Source organism: Methylomonas sp. EFPC3 (assembly GCF_029643245.1).
Taxonomy (GTDB): Bacteria; Pseudomonadota; Gammaproteobacteria; order Methylococcales; family Methylomonadaceae; genus Methylomonas; species Methylomonas koyamae_B.
On sequence record NZ_CP116398.1, the window covers coordinates 3427605 to 3448087 of the forward strand.

22 protein-coding genes and 1 riboswitch are annotated in these 20483 nt (G+C 57.5%); of the genes, 8 read left to right on the top strand and 14 right to left on the bottom strand.

Annotated elements, in window-relative coordinates; translation table 11 throughout:
• Positions 1–30 precede the first annotated feature (30 nt).
• Positions 31–753, top strand: coding sequence for a hypothetical protein (locus tag PL263_RS15340; protein WP_278210148.1), 723 nt, complete (start codon positions 31–33; stop codon positions 751–753).
• Between the two features lie 193 nt (positions 754–946).
• On the top strand, positions 947–2716 hold the full coding sequence (locus tag PL263_RS15345; protein ID WP_278210149.1) for a L,D-transpeptidase family protein: 1770 nt from the start codon (positions 947–949) through the stop codon (positions 2714–2716).
• Between the two features lie 70 nt (positions 2717–2786).
• Here PL263_RS15345 and PL263_RS15350 read toward each other — a convergent pair whose 3' ends face one another.
• The 8 genes from PL263_RS15350 to fabV all read right to left on the bottom strand — a co-directional run bounded on the left by PL263_RS15350 (position 2787) and on the right by fabV (position 9821).
• Complete coding sequence (locus PL263_RS15350) at positions 2787–3755, bottom strand: DUF882 domain-containing protein (protein WP_278210150.1); 969 nt, start codon at positions 3753–3755, stop codon at positions 2787–2789.
• A 193-nt stretch (positions 3756–3948) separates the two neighbouring features.
• Positions 3949–4836 carry an inositol monophosphatase family protein gene (locus PL263_RS15355; protein WP_278210151.1) on the bottom strand — a complete coding sequence of 296 codons (888 nt, stop codon included), beginning with the start codon at positions 4834–4836 and terminating at the stop codon, positions 3949–3951.
• Positions 4837–4838: 2 nt separating this feature from the next.
• Entirely contained in the window at positions 4839–5813 is a 975-nt protein-coding gene (locus PL263_RS15360; protein ID WP_278210152.1) for a phosphotransferase, read from the bottom strand.
• Positions 5814–5860: 47 nt separating this feature from the next.
• On the bottom strand, positions 5861–6661 hold the full coding sequence (gene trpC, locus PL263_RS15365; protein ID WP_278210153.1) for an indole-3-glycerol phosphate synthase TrpC: 801 nt from the start codon (positions 6659–6661) through the stop codon (positions 5861–5863).
• A 178-nt stretch (positions 6662–6839) separates the two neighbouring features.
• Positions 6840–7145, bottom strand: coding sequence for an addiction module antidote protein (locus tag PL263_RS15370; protein WP_256608987.1), 306 nt, complete (start codon positions 7143–7145; stop codon positions 6840–6842).
• 3 nt (positions 7146–7148) lie between these two features.
• Positions 7149–7445: a type II toxin-antitoxin system RelE/ParE family toxin gene (locus tag PL263_RS15375; protein ID WP_256608988.1), complete on the bottom strand. Its 297-nt coding sequence runs from the start codon at positions 7443–7445 to the stop codon at positions 7149–7151.
• Positions 7446–7484: 39 nt separating this feature from the next.
• A complete protein-coding gene (trpD, locus tag PL263_RS15380) occupies positions 7485–8501 on the bottom strand; it encodes an anthranilate phosphoribosyltransferase (protein WP_278210154.1) in 1017 nt (338 codons plus the stop codon).
• A 129-nt stretch (positions 8502–8630) separates the two neighbouring features.
• Positions 8631–9821 carry an enoyl-ACP reductase FabV gene (gene fabV, locus PL263_RS15385; protein WP_278210155.1) on the bottom strand — a complete coding sequence of 397 codons (1191 nt, stop codon included), beginning with the start codon at positions 9819–9821 and terminating at the stop codon, positions 8631–8633.
• 308 nt (positions 9822–10129) lie between these two features.
• On the opposite strand from fabV, the gene PL263_RS15390 reads away from it, so the two are divergent.
• The gene (locus PL263_RS15390) at positions 10130–10738 is read left to right on the top strand and encodes a discoidin domain-containing protein (RefSeq protein ID WP_278210156.1); all 609 of its coding nucleotides are present in this window, start codon (positions 10130–10132) and stop codon (positions 10736–10738) included.
• A gap of 288 nt (positions 10739–11026) precedes the next feature.
• Here the strand turns inward: PL263_RS15390 and PL263_RS15395 are convergent, their stop codons facing one another.
• The 5 genes from PL263_RS15395 to cyoE all read right to left on the bottom strand — a co-directional run bounded on the left by PL263_RS15395 (position 11027) and on the right by cyoE (position 15484).
• Entirely contained in the window at positions 11027–11422 is a 396-nt protein-coding gene (locus PL263_RS15395) for a hypothetical protein (protein ID WP_278210157.1), read from the bottom strand.
• 85 nt (positions 11423–11507) lie between these two features.
• Positions 11508–12176, bottom strand: a complete 669-nt coding sequence (locus PL263_RS15400; RefSeq protein WP_278210158.1) for a hypothetical protein — start codon at positions 12174–12176, stop codon at positions 11508–11510.
• 146 nt (positions 12177–12322) lie between these two features.
• On the bottom strand, positions 12323–13555 hold the full coding sequence (locus PL263_RS15405) for a TIGR03862 family flavoprotein (RefSeq protein ID WP_278210159.1): 1233 nt from the start codon (positions 13553–13555) through the stop codon (positions 12323–12325).
• Positions 13556–13598: 43 nt separating this feature from the next.
• On the bottom strand, positions 13599–14597 hold the full coding sequence (locus PL263_RS15410) for a glycosyl transferase family protein (protein ID WP_278210160.1): 999 nt from the start codon (positions 14595–14597) through the stop codon (positions 13599–13601).
• Positions 14594–15484 (bottom strand): heme o synthase, encoded by an 891-nt coding sequence (cyoE, locus tag PL263_RS15415; protein WP_278210161.1) that lies wholly within the window; start codon positions 15482–15484, stop codon positions 14594–14596. Before cyoE ends, PL263_RS15410 begins: the two co-directional genes overlap by 4 nt.
• A 107-nt stretch (positions 15485–15591) precedes the next feature.
• Here cyoE and PL263_RS15420 point away from each other — a divergent pair, with 107 nt between their 5' ends.
• Genes PL263_RS15420 through PL263_RS15440 form a run of 5 tightly spaced genes read left to right on the top strand, consistent with a single transcriptional unit; the run spans position 15592 to position 19594 of the window.
• The gene (locus PL263_RS15420; RefSeq protein WP_140910766.1) at positions 15592–16962 is read left to right on the top strand and encodes a pitrilysin family protein; all 1371 of its coding nucleotides are present in this window, start codon (positions 15592–15594) and stop codon (positions 16960–16962) included.
• On the top strand, positions 16952–18250 hold the full coding sequence (locus PL263_RS15425; protein ID WP_278210162.1) for a pitrilysin family protein: 1299 nt from the start codon (positions 16952–16954) through the stop codon (positions 18248–18250). Before PL263_RS15420 ends, PL263_RS15425 begins: the two co-directional genes overlap by 11 nt.
• The gene (gene rsmD / locus PL263_RS15430; protein ID WP_278210163.1) at positions 18250–18834 is read left to right on the top strand and encodes a 16S rRNA (guanine(966)-N(2))-methyltransferase RsmD; all 585 of its coding nucleotides are present in this window, start codon (positions 18250–18252) and stop codon (positions 18832–18834) included. The genes PL263_RS15425 and rsmD overlap by 1 nt, the downstream gene beginning before the upstream one ends.
• A 26-nt stretch (positions 18835–18860) precedes the next feature.
• Complete coding sequence (coaD, locus tag PL263_RS15435; protein WP_140910784.1) at positions 18861–19346, top strand: pantetheine-phosphate adenylyltransferase; 486 nt, start codon at positions 18861–18863, stop codon at positions 19344–19346.
• 2 nt (positions 19347–19348) lie between these two features.
• Positions 19349–19594 carry a YfhL family 4Fe-4S dicluster ferredoxin gene (locus tag PL263_RS15440; RefSeq protein WP_140910763.1) on the top strand — a complete coding sequence of 82 codons (246 nt, stop codon included), beginning with the start codon at positions 19349–19351 and terminating at the stop codon, positions 19592–19594.
• Positions 19595–19625: 31 nt separating this feature from the next.
• On the opposite strand, the gene PL263_RS15445 is transcribed toward PL263_RS15440, so the two are convergent.
• The gene (locus tag PL263_RS15445; protein WP_278210164.1) at positions 19626–20072 is read right to left on the bottom strand and encodes a GNAT family N-acetyltransferase; all 447 of its coding nucleotides are present in this window, start codon (positions 20070–20072) and stop codon (positions 19626–19628) included.
• Positions 20073–20209: 137 nt separating this feature from the next.
• A riboswitch (cobalamin riboswitch) is annotated at positions 20210–20432 on the top strand.
• Positions 20433–20483 lie beyond the last annotated feature (51 nt).

Sequence of the window (20483 nt, forward strand, 5' to 3'; positions counted from 1 at the left end):
CGGCAATAATAATCACATAGGGGGAAAGGCGTGGAAACTTTGTTCGATTTGGTTCTGGTCGCGGCGGCCTTGTACGGCGCGAAAGCGTATTTGACCGCGCCGGAAGTCGTCACCGACCGGGAAATTTTTTCCAGCCGGGGTTCGATGTTCGTGAAAAGGCTGGTCAGCGAGCAAGCCGGCCAAGGCCGGCCAAGCCAACCGGGTTCGCCTGTTCCGCGCTCCGAACCGCCGCTAGCCAAGCCCGAACCAAGCCAAGGCATTATCGCCGAAGTCGAACCAACGCTGCCGGCCGAACCGGATATGCCGGTGGCCGTCACTGCGTCCGCGGCTGAACAGGATGCCGACCTATTGCCGGTAGCGGTGGAATTGCAGGTGCCGCAGGATTCGGTATTGAATCGGCATTATTGGGCGCAACGCGCCGCCGAGCGCGCCGCGATCGAGCAACCCTACCCGACCGATTCGGTGTTACTGCGCCATTACCGGCAGATACAAGCGGCGGCCCTGCAGCTCAAGGTGCTAGACGCCGATACCGGTCGTGCGGTCGAGCCGGTTGCGGCCGAGCAAACCGCGGATGCTGTCGGCGCTGGCGGGGCGATCCCGGAAGATTCGGTGTTGAAGCGTCATTTCCTGGCCGATGCCCGGTGCCGGATCGAACAACAGTACGGCCCTTGTCCTGATGAAACCGTGTTGCGTCGCCATCACCAGCAGTTGGTGGCTGCCGCCTGGGACGCTTTTTTGGCCGGTTTGGCTTAATCCACGCTTTGACCAGTCCGCAGCCGCAGTCATTTTCGAAGAAATGCCAGAATGCACCTGGCGTCTGCCGACAACTGGTTTAAAATTCAAGCGTTACCGGAGTGATTAGTCCTGGCCGGTCAGGGTATTTTCTGCAGAGAACGGTCCGCTCCGGTCTTAGGCAGCCTTATATGGGAATAGAACTCGCGTTATCATGATTAACACACCGTATGCCTTGAAAGATTCGCGCCCTAACCGGGCCTGGCTGGCGTTGGCGGCCTGCATGTCTTACGCCGGAATCGAACCGGTATCGGCGACGGATATGCCGCCTGCGGCTGCGGAAGCGATAGCTCCAGCGGCAATTGAAGCGGCGCCGGTGCCGGCGGCAAATTTTATTCCGGCCGACAACCCGATCGGCAGTTTGCTATTGAGCCGGCAACACCCGCTGTTGGCGCGGGCCGACTTCAGCCGGGTTAGCGACTTTGTCGTGCAAATCTACCAAGCCAATAATTTTCAGCCGATTTGGCTTAACGCCAACCGCTCGGAAAAAAACCTGAACGATTTGTTCGGTATGTTGGATAACGCGGCTGGCAATGCGCTGTCTCCCGCCAACTACGATGTCGAGCGCCTGAAACAATTCGTGGGTTCTCCGATCGCCGATAATGCGACTGCTGCCGGCTACGACGTGGCCTTGACCGTATCGTTAGTGCGGTTTCTGCACGACTTGCGCCAAGGCCGGGTCGATCCGCGCGACGTTCAATACCCGGTGCATATTGCCCCCAAGCCGGCGTTGGATATTGCCGGTTTGTTGAAACAACATCTGGAAACTCAGACGCTGAGCGAACTGGCGGCCGTGTTCGAACCCAAAGCCAAGCAGTATCAACAATTGAAGCGGGTTTGGAACCGGATGCAACTGTTGGCCGGGCAATCCGCGCTGCACGAATTCAAGCCCGGCAAGCAATTGCGCCCGGGCGATAAGCATCCCCATATCGTTTACCTGCGGCAAAACCTGCTGGCAATGGGCCTGATCGCCGATAACGCCAATCCGGAAAGCAAGGTTTACGATGCCGATCTGGCCGAAGCCGTGAAAAAAGTCCAACAGCAACAAGGCTTGAAAGCCGACGGCGTGATCGGCGCCGCGACTGCCGCCTTATTCAACCGGCCGCCGCAGGAAAAATTGGCGCAGTTGGAGTTGGCGATGGAGCGCTCGCGCTGGATTCCGGATCCGAGCGACGGGCCGATGATCCTGGTGAATATCCCGGCCTTCGAATTGTGGGCGTTCAATTCGCCCGACGATGCCAACCCGTTGAATATGAAGGTCATCGTCGGCAAATCCCCGGACAAACAAACCCCGGTACTGTGGGAGGAAATGAAGTACCTGGAGTTCATGCCGTACTGGAATATTCCGAAGAATATTTTCGAGAAGGAAATTTTACCGAAAGCGGCGAACAACCAAGGCTATCTGGCCAGCCAGGACATCGAACTGGTGCGGCACCAAAACAGCGAGGAAAAAGGCGGCGGCAGCTATCTGCGCGCCCGCCAGCGCCCCGGCAAGAAAAATCCGTTGGGCCGGGTCAAGTTCGTGTTTCCGAACACCGCCGACGTTTATTTGCACGACACGCCGAGCCGGGCCGCGTTTAACCGGCCGCGGCGCGACCTCAGCCACGGCTGCGTCCGGGTTGCCGAACCCAAGCGTCTGGCCGAGTTCGTGCTGGGCGACCAGCAAGGCTGGGATAAGGACACGATAGAACAAGCCATGTCGGCGCCGAAAACCCGCCACGTCACCTTAAAACGTTCGGTGCCGGTACTGTTTTACTACGCGACCACCTTTATCGATCACGCCGACCAGTTGCACGTCTATCCGGATATCTACGGCCAGGACGAACTGCTGCAGAAAGCTTTGAACAAATTGCAGGCACCCACTGCCGGCACCAACCAATTGGCCGCCAGCGGCAAAGCCGCAGTTGCAACCAGCAGTCAGTAGTGGACAAACTGGACCGGGCATAAAAAAGCGCCGGGATCGGCGCTTTTTTATGCGGCTGAGCGCGAAGTTATTAAAAAGTCCAGGTCCGGAAAGTACCGGTATCGAGATGGATAAAATTCGATTCCGGGTAATAACCGACGCCGCCGCGATGCATGGCCAGCGCCGCGTTGTGGATTCGGCGCAGATCGAAACGTTCGATGCGGATGTCCACCGCTCGGCCGTGCATGTGGAAGCTGTTGTTAGCGACACCGGTATGTTCGGCGTGCAGTTTGGCGTTGGTCAACGGCGAACGGTAGCCGCAGATGACGCCGAAAGGTTGCTGCAAGCCCAGCATTTGTTTCAGATCGTGCAATTGGTCGAGCAACTCGGGGTCGATCGGATGCACGTCGTCGGTACGGTAGTCGCGCAGTAAGAAACTGATTTCATCCAGCGCGTCCGTCAGATAGCGGCCTTTCTCGAAATAAGTCAGATTCAGCTTGTCGCCGGTATGCGGATTTTGAAACGCCAGCGAACGGTGAGACGTCATTCTGCTGCGGTCGGCGAGGAACATCGGTTCCTGATCCAACGCAATCATCGGCTCGCGTTGGCCGGGGCGAATCACCGAATGCACTCTGCCGCCGCTTTCATGGCTATGGCTGATCTGTGCGGTACGTAGCCCGTGCTTTTTGCCGTGGTAAACGTCGCGGATTCTGGCTTGGTATTGTGCGTGATGGTCGGCGTGGGCCAGTTGTATCCGGCCGTGCTGGATTTTCGCCGATTTATGACTGTTATGGGCGGTTAGCGTTTTTTTCTCCACATGCCGCGCTGCTTTGCCGGCTTGAATCGCCTCGTGTTTGGGCAGGCGCGCCGCGCTTTTAGCCGCCTTGCCGGTTCTGTGGTTCTTGTCGGCTTTAACTGCCGCACTTTTGGCAGCATGAGCTACGCCGGGCATTGCGATAGATAAAACGGCACCCAGCGCCAGGCGGCCGAAAAAGCTGCGTCGCGACAGCTCCACTTCGCCTTGCGTATCGCCATCATTCTCTAAGTTATGTCTCAGCATCCATAATCTCCTGTTTAACATCTTACGGATAGTGCTTGATTCCGAAGGTTAAAATCCAAAATTAGTTGTTCCGATTATAGCAGTCTATCACACAGAAGCGACTGTAAAGCCAAAACGGCTGTCAATTGTCGGTAATATTACAATTGCCTGAAGGTGCATATTCCGTTCTCGGTATGTTACCGGCGTCGCGGATTTAACGGTTTTTCAGCTTCCGGTAAAGTTCGACCATGCCTTCCGTTAAAGCTGGATCCGCGCAGTACAGCACGCCGCAATGGTTCATAAACAAGGAGCCGTCCGGATTCAATAGCAAGGCCCGGCCGAACATGTCGCAAGCGATGGCGCCGGTCTCGCGGAACAGGCAAGCCGTGGCTGCATAATCCCAGACGCTACCGCCGCCGGGTTGCGGTTTCGGGAATTTGAAGTAACAGGCCGGCGCATCGGTCAAGACTTGGCAAGCGTTCAGCGCGGCACCGCCCTGCAAGGTCAGAGTGGCACCGGTATAACCCAATGCGACGGCCAGACGTTCCAGTTCAATCCGGGCCGCGGGGTAGAGCGGGTCGGCGGCAAAGCTCTTGTCGGTGATGAATTTCAGGACGCTCCCGCCTGCTTTAGGCAACTCCAACAGATGCGAATCGCGCCAGGCGCCGCCGTTTTGCACGGCCCGATACAAGGTTCGCGCCAGCGGATCGTAAACCACGCCGATCAGCGCGGTTCCGCCGCGCTCGACCAGCGCGATCGATACCGAGTAACCCGGCACGCCTTCGACGAACGGCAAGGTGCCGTCCAACGGATCGATACTCCAGAAGTAGTCTTTTCGCAGCCGGCTGCCGTCGTCGGCCTGCTCTTCCGAGAGCACGGCCAGATCGAACACATCGCAGGCTGGATGCAAGGCCTGCAAGATCGCTTGCTGGCTCAGATGGTCGACTTCGGTAACCACTTGCGCCGCCAGGCTGCCGCCGCCAGTCTTATTGCCGACCGCAATCCGGCGGCCGGCATGGCTTTCTATAATGTGTCCGGCCTGATACGCCGCGGCAATGGCGCACTGGCAGAGTAAATTGAGTTCGGTTGTCGACAGTCGCATATTCAGGGTTCCGGGCTATCGGTCAATTCCGCGATCACTTGCCGCGCCAGCCGTTCGCTGTAACTGTCGGCCGGCCAATGCTGAGGGCTCCAGCCTTTCAGAAAACGATGGAAATCGGTCCAGGCAACCGGATACAACATCCGCCATTCGTGTTCCAGCGCATCCGCATCGACGTTGTTAGCTTTGGTTTGCAGAGCGGTCCTCAGCGCTTGAAAATAGAAGTCCAGCAATTCGGCTTCGCGGCGTTCCGCCGCACGGCCGTCCAGGCAGCTATCGATAAAATAGGCCACATCCTTCATCCCGCAGCCGCCGCCGACGTACTGAAAATCCACCGCGGCGACGCGTTCGCCGTCCTGTGAGAAACAGAAATTGGCTAGTTTGGCGTCGCCGTGGACCAGGGTTTGATGCACGCTGGCACTGAGTTTGCGGTCGATCGCCGCCGCGGCGCGCTTTAACCCGGGGTCGGCCAAGGCCTGCAATTCGTCCGGCCGGGTTGCCAAATGCCAGTAGGTACCGGTTTGCCACAGGCCATCCGGTTTTACGCCGAGGAAAGTGGCGTGAAAATGGGCCAGCCAGTTCAGGCAGGCGCGGAGTTCCGTATCGGTCAAACGGTTGCGCCGCGCTGAAAACCCAGCCGCGTCCAAGTCTTCCAGCACGATCAAGATCTCGTCGCCGAACGACTCTGCTGTCAGACAGGCCGGCACCCGACACTGCCCATCGCAGCGGCGGCTCCATTGGCCGTACCAGGCGGTTTCGATCCGGTAGGAACGCAGTTTGCGCTGATGGGATATGTCCGTTTCGTTGCGCAGCACCGGCAACTTTACGTGCTTGACGACCACGCTGGCGCGATTGCCGCCGACCAAGCGGTAGCGCACGATCTGGCCATAACCGCTCCATAGCCTTTGCACCGGTTCGGCGCCGCTGATATCGGCCGCCGCGGCGGCGCGTAGAATCAGGTCGCGAATACGGTGGTCCATCGAAGTCTGGGTGACGATGCCGGCCCGGTTCGGACCGGCGGACAACCTTAAAAGAACAGTTCCCGCATTTTCTGCCCGGGCGACGGTGCGCGCATGAAGGCTTCGCCGACCAGGAAGGTGTAGATGCCGTTATCCTGCATCAGTTTGACGTCGGCCGGAGTGTGGATGCCGCTTTCGGTAACCACCAGCTTGTCGGCCGGTATCGTGTTTTTCAAATCCAGCGTGGTTTGCAACGAGACCTCGAAGGTACGCAGGTTGCGGTTATTGATGCCAATCATGTTGGTGTTCAGCCGCAACGCCCGCTCCAATTCGGCGGCATCGTGCACTTCCACCAATACGTCCATGCCCAGTCCGGTCGCGGTATCGGCCAATTCCTGCAGCATCGCGTCGTCCAATGCAGCGACGATCAGCAGCACGCAATCGGCGCCCAATGCCCGCGACTCGTGGATTTGGTAGGGGTCGATCATGAAATCCTTGCGGATCGCCGGCAGCGGGCATCTTTCGCGCACCATCTGCAGATTCGCTTCCGAGCCCTGAAAAAACTCTTTGTCGGTCAGCACCGACAAGCAGGTCGCGCCGTTGAAAGCGTAATCGACCGCGATTTCGACCGGCTTGAAATCCTCCCGGATCACACCCTGGCTGGGCGAAGCCTTCTTGATCTCGGCGATGATCGCCGGCTTTTGCTGGTCGGCCTTGCTGCGCAAAGCCTGATAAAAACCGCGCGGACCTTGCACGCCGGTCGCAATTTCCTGCAACACTGAAATCGGCGTGTTGTTCTTGCGGCGGGCGACTTCTTCGGTTTTTTTGGCGAGGATGGTTTTTAGGATGTCGGGGGTGTTGTCAGTCATTGTTTGTTCTTTAGTTGGCTGATTGTCTGCTTTAGTGTCGCTATCGCGACGGATTATATTTGATGTCGGGCCGAGACCCGACTTCTAAATATCCCGTCGCGATAGCGGCACAAAAACTTTTCTCCATTCCTCACGTTTAGGTTCGTGTCGCCACAGTGCGTGGCAGCGACAAACAATCTCAAGCCGCTCTCGTCTGCACCGTCAACTTAACCCCAAGCGCCTTACAAACTTTGGCGATAGTCTCGAAGCGGGGTTGGGCGTCGGCACGCAAGGCTTTATACAAAGCCTCGCGGCTGATGCCGGCGGCATTGGCAATTTCGGTCATGCCTCGCGCTCTGGCAATGCTGCCGAGTGCGTGAGCCAAGGCCGCCGGGTCATCTTCTTCCAGAACCACGGTCAGGTATTCGGCAATGGCTTGATCGCTATCCAGATGTTCGGTAATGTCAAACACGGGTAAGTCGGCGATTTTGATTTTTTCATTCATGATTCAGTCCTCCAACAACGCGGCTAGGCACTGAGCTTTGGCAATATCGGCAGCCTGACTAGATTTATCGCCGCCGCCCAGCATCACAATCAACACCTCGCCCCGCTGCACGTAGTACATTCGCCAGCCGGGACCGAAATGTTCACGCATTTCAAAAACACCCTCGCCTACCGCTTTCACGTCGCCGAGATTGCCTTGTTGTGCTTTTTCCAGTCGGCGCGCCAACCGGCGGTGCGTCAATCCATCTTTCAAGCCAAACAGCCATTCGCTGAATGCGGGGAGTTGTTTGATTGTGTACATGCAGAAAATGTAATCGAACGATTACATCGCGTCAATACTTTAACCGGTTTCGGAATACCCAATCAAAGCCTCAAATTTCCTCAACGCACTCCCATCCGCCAACACCTGATGCGCCCGGCGAATACCGGCATCCAGCGAATCGGTCAGGTCGGCGGCGTAGATTGCGGCGCCGGCGTTCAGGGCGACGATGTCGCGGGCCGGGCCGGGTTGGTTGTTCAGCACCGCTTTGACGATTGTCAGGCTGTCTGCCGCGCAGCCAATCGATAAGGTCTCCAGCTTGGCGCGCTGCAAACCGAATTGTTCCGGCGTGATGGTGTAGGTATGAATGATGCCGTCGACCAGTTCGGCCACATCGGTCGGTGCGGCGATGCTGATTTCGTCGAGGCCGTCGCGAGCATGCACCACCAGCACGTGGCGGCTACCCAGGCGCTTCAAGACTTCGGCGACCGGCACCAGCCATTGTTTGTCGAATACGCCGATCAGCTGGTGCGGGGCGTTGGCCGGATTGGACAGCGGACCGATCAGATTGAACAAGGTGCGCACGCCCATTTCCTTGCGGGCCTTGACGGTGTGGCGTACCGCGCTGTGGTGCTTGGCGGCGAACAGAAAACCGACGCCGATGTCTTTGACGCATTGCGCCACCCGCTCGGCCGGTAACTCCAGATTGACCCCGGCCAGTTCCAGCAAATCGGCGCTGCCGCAGCAACTGGAGACCGAGCGGTTGCCGTGTTTGGCGACCTTGCCGCCGGCCGCCGCCACCACGAAAGCCGCTGTGGTCGAAATATTGAAGGTGTTGGCGCCGTCGCCGCCGGTGCCGCAAGTATCGATGACGTGCTCGCCGTCGATAGGTACATTGCGCACCAATTCGCGCAATACGCCGACCGCTGCGGCGATTTCGTCGACCGTTTCGCCCTTGCAGCGCAAGGCGATCAAAAAGCCGGCGATTTGGGCGTCGGTCAGTTCGCCGTTCATCATCGCCCGCATCGCGGCGCTCATTTCTTCGGCGCTGAGATCCTGACGGTCGAGCAGTTTTTGCAGCGTGGTTTGGATGGACATGATTGGCTTCGAAATGGTGTGGATCGGGTTACATCCGTTACGGCGTGGGCGAGACCGGATACTTTCGGTGTGTTTGCCGGAAAGGTCCGCCCTGGCTGGCGCCGGGCGCACTGATTCCGGCCTGTGTGATTAGCCCATGTTCTCGATTGGCATTTCCGGGTTCACGTCGGCGTCGTAATCCACGCCTTCGACTTCGAAACCGAACAACTTCAGGAACTCGTGCTTGTAGCCGGCGAAGTCGCTAAGTTGGTTCAGGTTTTCGCTGGTGACTTGCGGCCACAGTTGGCTGACCTCGTCCTGCACTTTCGGATCGAGTTCCTTCAAATCGGCGCGCAGGCGGCCTTCGCTGTCCAGAATCGGCGCCTCGTTGTACAGGCTGTCGCGGAACAGGCCGTCGACTTGTTCGATGCAGCCTTCGTGCGTGCCTTGCGCCTTCATCACTTTGAACAGTAGCGCCAGATACAACGGCATCACCGGAATCGCCGCGCTGGCCTGAGTCACCACCGCTTTCAATACCGAGACGCGGGCATCGCCGCCGATGGCGGTCAATTTGGCGCGGATGTCGATCACGCGTTTATCCAGGTCTTTTTTCGCCGCGCCGATGGTGCCGTCCCAGTAAATGTCCCAGGTGACTTTTTCGCCCAGATAGGTAAAGGCGGTGGTTTTGGCGCCGTCGGCCAGCACGCCGGCTGCGGCCAGCGCATCGATCCACATCTGCCAGTCTTCGCCGCCCATCACTGCGACGGTGTTGTCGATTTCTTCCTGAGTTGCCGCAGTCAGCGTAAATTCCTTGATGATTTCCTTGTCGGTATCGACGCCGATTTGTACCAAATCCTTGCCGATCGGTTTCAAGGTGGAGTTATGCACCTCGCCGGTTTTGGGATGGGTACGGCGCGGCGCGGCCAGGCTGTAAACCACCAGATCGACCTTGCCCATATCTTGTTTGATGGCATCGATCACGCGTTGTTTGATCTCGTCGGAAAAGGCATCGCCGTTGATACTTTTCGCATACAAGCCCTCGGCTGCGGCGAATTGGTGGAACGCCGCCGAGTTGTACCAGCCGGCACTGCCGGGCTTGTCGGCCGTGCCTTCTTTTTCGAAGAATACGCCCAGGGTGTTGGCGCCGGAACCGAACGCAGAAACGATGCGCGAGGCCAGACCGTAACCGGTCGATGCGCCCAGCACCAGCACGTTTTTCGGGCCGCCCGCGACCGCGCCTTTGGCTTTGACGTAATCGATTTGCTGTTTGACGTTGGCGGCGCAGCCGGCCGGATGGGTGGTGACGCACATAAAGCCGCGTACGCGAGGTTTGATGATCATGGTGCTCCTCAAGTTTTAATTGTTGTTTTCCCGCGCCCGGTGCCGGAACACGTTTGCCGCCCATGATAACAAACCGGGCCGGGATTCGGCAGGTAGGGATTGAAAGTGTAGGGGTAGGATTGGCTGGTTGATGGCCCCGATCGGTGCAGCGTAATCGGCGGAACGAAATTAGCGCCGGTACGACTTCGCTCTACTAAAACAAACCACGCGGGCTGGACTTCGGGACAATACTCCAGCCTTTGTGCTTTTAGAAAAATACCGGCCATAAACCGTTACCTTTCAATCCGAAATATCTTGAGGAGTATTTGATGCCCAATACAAACCTTTCATTGATGCTGGCAGCATTAGGACTAACGCTTGCTGTCGATGTCAACGCAGCGCCTATCATTTCGCCGTTTGCTGCCGATTTGGCTAGCGGCCAGTACAGTGCCGATTTAACCTATCCCGGCACTTCGGCACAGGCAGCGTTCAATGGAGGAGTGTGGAATGCGGGTACCTACGGCAAGCACTGGATCCAGGCGGATATGGGGGCCAGTCAAACCCTGTCGAAAGTGGTGATCACTGCCGCCGTTGCGCCTGCCACTAATGCGCAATACTGGGTTTACCTGTCAAATTCAGCCATAGGCAATAGTTACAACAGTTTAACCCCGGTAGCGACGTTCTCGGACTGGATAGGTACGTCAGGGTTCGGACCGCATTTTGAAACCCACGAGATTGAGTTCGCTGCCGCCTCCGGACGGTATTTACAGATAGTTGCGTATGGCGGTAGCAGTTGGACCGCGCTAGGCGACCGGAAGCCAAGAGTCGACTGGGTCGAACCGGTCTCCCAAGTTCCACTGCCTCCCGCATCGCTGCTGATGTTATCCGGTTTGCTCTATACCGTGAGACGTCGCTTGTTTGGTTCGGCCAAGGTCTAAAGCATAAGCCGTTCGAACCACGGACAAGGCTAGGCGGCGGGCCTTGTCCGTGGTTAACCTGTAAGGAAGGTTTTTTACTACATCAAAGCCCGGCCGCAGAAACCGGGGAGTGACAAGAATTTTGGCATTGGCTATCGGCTGCTTTAGGTCGCTTAAGACCAGGTCGGTAAGCAATATCTTCCGATCACGCCCGCAACCATTCGGCTAAGCCAATACCAGCCGATCTTATTCCGGCAAAATAAGCCGCCAGCGGATCGCCCGAACGAAATTAAGATGCGTACGATTTTGCTAATTGGGCTCGTTTGGGTCCGGTAGCCGCATCCCTTCCTGAAAATTAACGTCGTCGGCATAAACACATACCGGATGAGCTCCGGATATCACCCCGTATTCACACGTTTGGTCGATTCTCAGTCGATACGCCTCAATCAGGCATCCGCGGTCTTTACAGGTATTCCGCTTGACCATCCAGGCGCGCTGCTCCGCCTTGAGATCTGCCTTCGAGCCGCCGAAATCAGCTTCGATCATCGACGAGTAATTGTCTGCCAACACTGAATCAAGCTTGCTGAGGACTGGATCATCGCAAATCCGCTTTTCGATCCGGCTTATCGCCTTCGTGCAGTCGAAGGACGCCGCCGAAGCCGTTGATGCCACAGCTAGAAAGACGAGCGTGAACGGGATTTTCATCGTAGAAAGCGAGAGTCCGAGGCTTCGATGACGCTATGCTACTCAAAACTACGAGGGCTGTCCGCTTGAGCACAGGGGTTATAGGTCACTTAATAAACAACTGCCGATTGACTGAGTCCACTACCTCTTCAATATATGTGTACTTGCCAATGTTCAAATCTGGTGCCAAGCCATTTTCATACATCTGCCACACTTGCTGATATACGTGCCAGATAGACGTAAGTGCGTTTTCTATTTCATCAAAGTTTGCTCGCTGAGATAGCTTAAAGATTTCTTCAGCATCTGTATAAATCGCATGAGCATGGACTTTAGATGCGATGACTGTATAGAGATTTTTCATTTTTTTACTGTTATGTCTGACGAGGCTAGCGAGTTTCTTAAACTCCTCTTCTGTTGGTTCGTGGACATCCTCCATAAAGGCATCTATCCATTCGTGCGCATTCGCGCACCCCTCCGTCTTTCGTTTTCGAAGAGACACCGACGAAAACTGATCAATGTGATCGATACAGTATTTTATAAATGACTGAAATGTAAATGTATCCCCACTCGAATCGAAGAGCCTACGGATACCAATAAATAACTTACTTTCCAGCGCTGATTCGAAGATCTTCCAAAAGTGGACATTCTTATTCAGTTCGTTAACCGACTTCTGATCAGTCAGGAGAATTGAAAACTGACGAAGCGCATACAACGCCCGTAGACTTGTTTCGGCTTCGTGTCGCAAGGTATTGAGATGTTCACGCATTTTAAGCATAGCAAGACGCCAAATAGTCAAAAGTAGTGTCTACCATGAATCATCTCACCACTCGATAAATTAGCGGATCAAAGTGCCTTTCCCTGTTCGTCCATCACACCGGCAATTGATAAATTTTGACCGCAGGTAAAGACTTAACACACCACTCACGATCTCAACCGTTCCACCACGCCCATTCCCGCCGTCCGCCCACTAGCCAAACAAGCCGTCAACAAATACCCCCCGGTCGGCGCTTCCCAATCCAGCATTTCGCCGGCGCAGAATACGCCGGGCAGTTTGCGCAGCATCAGGTTTTGATCCAGTTCGGTGAATTCGACGCCGCCGGCGCTGCTGATGGCTTCTGCGATCGGGCGTGGGCTGTGCAATTGAATGGGCAGGGCTTTGAGCGCGGCGGCCAGTTGCGCCGGGTCATTCATTTCGTCGGCGGTTGATACTTCCCGAAGCAGCAGGGTTTTGACGCCGTCGATGCCGAGCCGTTTGCGCAGGTGGTTGCTCAGGCTGTCCTTGCCGCGCGGTTTTGCCAGGCGTTCGACGATGTTTTCCGGACTGCGGTCCGGCAATAAATCCAGCCACAGCGTCGCCGAACCGGCAGAGGCGATTGCGTCGCGTAGCGGCGCCGACAGGGCGTAGATCAAGCCGCCTTCCAGGCCGTAGTCGGCAACGGTCAGTTCACCTTGCTGACTGAAAGTTTCGCCGCTTTCGTTGCGAAAACTCGCGACCACCGATTTGAGCGGTTGGCCGGCGCCGCGTTGGCGGAATACATCGCTCCAGCGGGTTTCAAAGCCGCAGTTGGCCGGGCGGAGCAGCGACAAGCCGATGCCGCGTTCGGCCAGAATTTCGGTCCAGGCCCCGGTCGAGCCCAGTTGCGGCCAGCTGCCGCCGCCCAGTGCCAAGACGGTTGCGTCGGCCTGGATCAGACGTTCGCCGTCCGGCGTGGCGAAGCGCAACGCGCCGTCCGCCCAGCCCAGCCAGCGGTGGCGCATTTTGAATTGCACGCCATCGCTTCGCAGCCGATGCAGCCAGGCGCGCAGTAACGGCGCGGCTTTCATTTCGGTCGGAAACACGCGGCCGGAACTGCCGACGAAGGTATCGATACCAAGCTGGTTGATCCAGGCCCGTAAATCGTCCGGGGTAAAGGCTTTGAGTATCGGTTCCAGTTTGGCGCGGCGCGCGGGGTAGCGGGTCACAAAGGTGTCGAAGGCTTCGGCGTGGGTGATGTTCATGCCGCCTTTGCCGGCCATCAGGAATTTGCGGCCGGCCGACGGCATCGCGTCGTAGACGCTGACCTTGATCCCGGCCTGGCTTAGCACCTCGGCCGCCATCAGACCGGCCGGGCCGGCACCGACGACGGCGACACTTGCGGTAGGGTCGGCGGACATGCTGAGTTAAGGATTACGCGCGGGGCGTAGGGTTGAGTAGGGCTTAAAACCGGTTGCGGTCGCGCGCGGCCCAGAAGTGGGCGGCCAGGGCTTCGGCCTGCGCTTGATCGTCGGCCTTGCCCAATAATTTCAAGGCGATGGCGGCGGTGCCGATCACGGTGGCTTGGCCGAATTCGTCGTTCAGTTCGCCGCGCCAGACTTGGGCCAGTAGCTGCGGCTCCAGCGATTCGGCTTTCATGTGGCGGCGTTCGAACAACGCCGGCCAGGTTTCGTCGCTGAGTTCGCCGCCGTGCACGCTTTGCACCAGACACTCGACGTCCGGGTTGCGTTCGGTTTCGCCGCCTTCGCCTTTCAACACCGCCATGTGCTGTTGATTTAACAACTGTGCCGCTCTCTGATGCACCTGGCGGTAGCTGGGATGGAAAATGCCTTGAATGCTGGCGGTGGCATCGAACGGATTCAATAATCTGACCAAAGTATGCACCGGCGAGCGCAAGCCCATCACCGGCCGCAGATTGATCATGTCGTACAGTTTCGGGCAGATGTACTCGAGCGACAGGTAGCTGAAGTTGGTGCGTTCGATTTGTTGGCCGGCTTCGGCGATCGACTGGGCGGCGTCGATGCCCAGCGCCCGCAGCACGTTTTCGGTGTACAGCCGGCCTTGAGTATGGCCGCCGGCACCGTGCATGAACACTTTGACGCCGTTTTCGGCCAGCAGCAAGGTGGACAGCAAAAACCACGGCAGGTGTCGGCGTTTGCCGGCATACGATGACCAGTCCAGATCCACCGCCACTTTGTTGTCGAAGGCGAAGCTTTCCCGCGCCGCCGCAACGAAACCGGCCAATTCCTCGCAGGTTTCTTCCTTGACCCGCATCAGCATCAAGAACGCGCCAAGCTGGATCGGCTCGACCTGGCCGTCGGCCAGGATCATTTTCATCGCCCGGTAGGCTTCGTCCTGCGTCAGCGGCCGGGCGCCTTTTTTGCCCTTGCCGAGGATTTTGATGAATTCGGCGAACGGATGTTCTTCGGTAATCAGCGTCATGAGATGGACAGCGGGAAGTAATGGTCGATTAGCAAGGCGGCGAAGATCAGCATCAAATAGATGATGGAATAGCCGAAGGTGCGCATCGCGGTTTTATTGTCTTTTTTGCGCATCATCTGAATCGCGTAGTAGATGAAGCCCAGGCCCAGCAACAAGGCGGTGGCCAGATAAATCAGGCCGCTCATGCCGGTCAGGTAAGGCAGCAGCGTCGAAATCAGCAGCAGAATGGTATAAAGCAAAATTTGCAGGCGGGTGAATTCGACGCCGTGGGTGACCGGCAGCATCGGAATCGATACCTTGGCGTATTCGTCGCGTTTGGCAATGGCCAGCGCCCAGAAATGCGGCGGGGTCCAGACGAAGATGATCAGGAACAGCAGCAAGGCGTGCGGATGCACTTCGCCGGTGATCGCCGCCCAACCCAATACCGGCGGTGCCGCGCCGGCCGCGCCGCCGATGACGATGTTTTGCGGCGTCGCCCGCTTCAGGTAAACCGTGTAGATCAAGGCGTAGCCGATCAAAGACAGAAAGGTCAGGAACGCGGTCAGCAAGTTGATCTTGATGGTTAGAATCGCCATCGCGATAAAACCGATCAGGCTGGCGAACACCAGCACTTGCCGGGGTTGCAAATGCCCGGTCGGCAGCGGCCGGTTCTTGGTGCGCGCCATTTCGGCGTCGGCTTTTTGGTCCAGGAAGTGGTTGATCGCCGCAGCCGACGACGCGGCCAGGCCGATGCCGACCGTGCCGTACAGAAAATTGGCTAATGGCGGCATGCCGGGGACGGCCAACAGCATGCCGACGATGGCGGTAAACACGATCAACGCAACCACTCTGGGCTTGCAGAGCTCGTAGTAGTCTTTCCAGGAAAGCGAGGCGGTGGTGTCTGGCATCGAGTAGCAAATAGATTGGAACGCGTTCAAACATATAGAATAACAGTGAACCAATGATTATTAAAACAATCACAGGCGCTCACCATCTTTTAGTCAACGAGGGATTTATGAAACACAGGCTTGCAGCGCTGGCGCTGCTTTGTCCGGTTGTGCTGGCGCACGCCGAGGACAGTAAGGTGTACGAACATGTTTTCGCTAACGGCTTGAAACTGCTGGTGAAGGAAGACCACCGCTCGCCGGTGGTGGTATCCCAGGTCTGGTACAAAGTCGGTTCCAGCTACGAGCCGGGCGGCATCACCGGCATCTCGCACATGCTGGAACACATGATGTTCAAAGGCACCGAAAAATATCCGGCCGGCGAGTTCTCCCGCATCATCGCCGAGAACGGCGGCAGCGAAAACGCCTTCACCGGCCAGGATTACACGGCTTATTTCCAAACTCTGGAAAAATCGCGACTGGAGATCAGCTTCAAGCTGGAAAGCGACCGGATGCGCAATCTGAATCTGAAAGCCGAGGAATTGAAGAAAGAATTGGAAGTGGTGACCGAGGAGCGGCGGATGCGCACCGACGACCAACCGCGCGCCAAAGTCCACGAGCAATTCATGGCCGCGGCCTTTACCAATAGCCCGTACCAGAATCCGGTAATCGGCTGGCCGTCCGATATCGCCAACTACCAGATCGAAGACCTGCAAGCCTGGTACCAGAAGTGGTACGCACCCAATAACGCCACGCTGGTCGTGGTCGGCGACGTCGACGCCAAGCAGGTCGAAAAACTGGCCGAACAGTATTTTGCGCCATTGCAACCCAGTACGATCAAGCCGGTCAAGCCGCAAGCCGAATCCGAGCAGCGTGGCGTGCGCCGCATTACGGTCAAAGCGCCGGCCAAATTGCCGTACCTGATGATGGGTTACAAAGTGCCGGTGTTGAATAGCGCCAAGCCGGAATGGGAGGCTTATGCCCTGGAAGTATTGGCCGGTGTGCTGGACGGCGGCGACAGTGCCCGCCTGCCGGCGCGGCTGATTCGCGGCAAGCAAATCGCGGTGTCCGCTGGTGCCGGTTACGATCTGACGTCGCGTTTGCCCGAGTTGTTTTTGTTGGAAGGCACGCCTGCCGAGGGCAAAACCGTGTTCGACCTCGAATACGCCTTGCTCGACGAGGTGTACCAGTTGAAAAACGAGCTGATCGACAAGGACGAATTGCAGCGGATCAAAGCGCAGGTGCTGGCCAGCTCGGTTTACCAGAAGGACTCCAACTTCTACCAGGCCATGCAACTGGGTACGCTGGAAACGGTTGGTTTGGGCTGGCAACGCGCCGACGAATACGTCGCCAAACTCAATCAGGTGACGGCGGAGCAAGTGCGCGAAGTGGCGCGGAAGTATCTGATCGAAGACACCCTGACCGTCGCCTATCTCGACCCGCAACCGATCACCGAAGCCGCGAAACCGAAAAAACTGACAGGAGTTCATCATGCGTTTTAATTTAATCGGCTTATTGTTGCTGGCATTCAGCCAATTGGCCTGGCCGGCGGCCAAGATCGAACATTGGCAGACCGCGCAAGGCAGCCGGGTTTACTATGTGCGTACCGCCGGCTTACCGATGGTCGACGTGCGGGTCGTGTTTGATGCCGGCAGCGCCCGCGACGGCAGCCAGTTCGGCGTCTCGGCTTTGACATCCGCCTTGCTGGACAGCGGCGCCGGCGATTGGAGCGCCGACGATATCGCCCAACGTTTCGAGTCGGTCGGTGCCCAATATTCGGCTGGCGTCAGCGAGGATATGGCCTGGCTATCGATCCGCTCCCTGACCGAGAAACCGTTGCTTGAAAAGGCCTTGGCCACCTTCGAAACCGTGTTGAGCCGGCCGGCTTTTCGCGAGGACGATTTCCAGCGCGAGAAGGCTCGCACTCTGGCCGGCTTGAAGCACCGGGAAGAATCGCCCAGTGAACTGGCCAGCATCGCCTTCGGCAAAGCATTGTACGGCGAACATCCCTACGCCCACCCCGAGACCGGCATCGTCCAGACCGTTGCCGGCTTTAGCGCCGATGATCTGAAAACGTTCTATCAAACCTATTACGTCGCCGCCAACGCCATCGTCGTCATCGTCGGCGATGTCAGCCGGGAACAGGCCGAACAAACTGCCAACCAAGTGCTGGCTAAATTGCCGGTCGGCAGCAAGCCGGCGGACATTCCGCCGGTGACGATGCCGAGCCAGGCCAGCACTCAGCATATCGAGTTCCCGTCCACTCAAACCCACGTGCTGGTCGGTTTGCCCGGCACTTACCGCAAGGACCCGGATTATTTTGCCTTGTATGTCGGCAACCATATTCTCGGCGGCGGCAGCATGGTTTCGCGCTTGTTCGAGGAAGTTCGGGAAAAGCGCGGTCTGGCCTACGGCGCGTATAGTGTGTTTGCGCCGTTGTACCGGCAAGGGCCGTTCATGATGAGCTTGCAGACCCGTAACGACCAGACCGAGCAAGCACTCGGCGTGTTGCGCAAAACCTTTGCCGATTTTCTGGCACAAGGTCCGACCGAGCAGGAGTTGACTGCGGCAAAACGGAACATCACCGGCGGTTTTGCGATGCGTTTTGATACCAACAGCAAGTTGAGCGACTACGTGGCGATGATCGGCTTTTACCAGCAGCCTTTGGACTATCTGGATACCTTCCAAGCTAACGTGGAAGCGGTCACGATCGAGCAGATCAAGGATGCCTTCAAGCGCCGGGTCAAACCGGAATTGCTGCAAACCGTCACGGTCGGCCAGAAGTCCTGATGGCAAATCAGATCCGCATCATCGGCGGCGAATGGCGGAGCCGGCAAATCGTATTCGACGATGCCCCCGGTTTGCGGCCGACGCCGGCGCGGGTGCGGGAGACCCTGTTCAATTGGCTACAGGCCGATGTCTACGGCAGCCGCTGCCTGGATTTGTTTGCCGGCAGCGGCGCGTTAGGGTTCGAGGCCGCCTCGCGCGGGGCCAAGGCGGTGGTGCAGGTCGAGGATAATGCCGGCAATTGCAAACGCTTGCGGGAAAATATCGCCCGTCTGGCCACGGACCGGGTTCAGGTGGTGCAGCAGGATGCGGCCCGCTATCTGGCCGGACCGGCGCAGCAATTCGATCTGGTGTTTCTGGACCCGCCGTTCGGCCAAGGTTTGTTGGAATCGGCTTGCCGTTTGCTGGAAAGCGGCGGCTGGCTCAGCGATTACGCCAAAATTTATCTGGAAAGCGAAAAAAACTGGCAAGCCGCGGATTTGCCGGCAAACTGGCGCTTATTGAAGGAAAAGGTGGCCGGCGAAGTGTGCTACCGGCTGCTGCAGCGGCAAGCCGCTGCCTTTGGCTCGGCTAATGGTTTAGAATGAGCGCCTTTTTGCCGCCGGCCAAGCCAATGAATATTACTGCGATCTATCCCGGTACCTTCGATCCGATTACCAACGGGCATCTGGATTTGATCCACCGCGCCTCGAGGCTTTACCCGCGGGTGATCGTCGCGGTCGCGGTCAGCCGGGGCAAACAGCCGTTGTTTTCGTTGGACGAGCGGGTCGATCTGATTCGGGAGGTGGTCACCGAATTCAGCAACGTCAGTGTGATCGGCTTCGACACATTGCTGGTGGATTGCGCCCGCCAGCACCAGGCCAGCGTGATCATCCGCGGTTTGCGGGCGGTATCGGATTTTGAATACGAATTCCAATTGGCCGGCATGAATCGCCGTTTGTGCCCGGACATTGAGACCGTGTTTCTGACCCCGGCCGAACAATACGAATTCATTTCGTCGAGCATGATTCGCGAAATTGCCCAATTGCATGGCGACGTTTCCAGTTTCGTGCCCGACTTGGTCAAGCAACGTTTAACCGAAAAATTTTCCGAGGAGTAACTATGGCACTCATCATCAGCGACGACTGTATCAATTGCGATGTCTGCGAGCCGGAATGCCCGAACGGCGCGATTTCCCAGGGTGAAGAGATTTACGTGATCAACCCGTCTTTATGCACCGAGTGCATCGGTCACCACGACAAGCCGCAATGCATGGAAGTTTGTCCGGTGGACTGCATCGACAAGGATCCGGACCACGCCGAAGACAAAGACTCGTTGTACCGCAAGTATTTGAAACTGACGGCGTGATCTTTATGTGGTCGGCGTGGCCTGCGATGTTCTATGGCAATAGCAGTCGCATTGGCCGCATTGGCGATAACTCGAAGCCGTGGCGGCGGTAAAAACGTTGTCCGGCGCTGTTGTCGGCGTCGGTCAGCAAGGTAATTCGCCGGCAACCCTGCTGTTTGGCGAACGCCACCGCATGTTGCAGTAGCGCAGAGCCGATTGCGCCGCCGCGCCGGTTTCTATCCACCACCATATCTTCCAGCCAGGCCACGCGCGCGCCCAGCGCCGTCGATACGCTGAACAGCAAATTGACCATCCCCAGAATTTCGCCGTCGCGCCGCGCCACCAAAATCCGCCCCAGTGCCGGTTGGGCAATGATTTGACTCAAGCCGCGGCGTTGTAGCGTTTCGTCCGCGACAAATTCGGCTTCCTGTTCGAATAATTGCGCCAACAGGCGGCACATTGCCGGAATGTCGGCCTCGGTGGCGGTAACGATTTGCATGCTCTGATCTCCTGCTTAAGCCGATAGTCTTGTCGAGTCTAATACAGTAGCGTCGAGCGACGGTAATGTTGGCTGATTGCGGTGCGGTCGATGCCGTTCCGGCGGTTTGCCTTGCCTGCCCAATCCCGATCAACTACAATCCCGACCTTCTTTCAGGTGTTGGCGCCGAATCTCGGCCAGACTTAAACAGGAAGTCGGTGCGGCAAATTTCGTTTTGCCCATGCCGACGCTGCCCCCGCAACGGTAGATAAGTAAAGAGCCGCGTTTTTTGCCACTGTGCGTTTTGCATGGGAAGGTGCGCGGTTCAGGCCTTCAAGCCGCTTATAAGCCCGGAGACTGGCCCGGAGGATCATTCGAGACAGCGGAGGGCTGTTACGGAATGGTCAGAGCCTGTGCCTAGCCCGTTCTCCG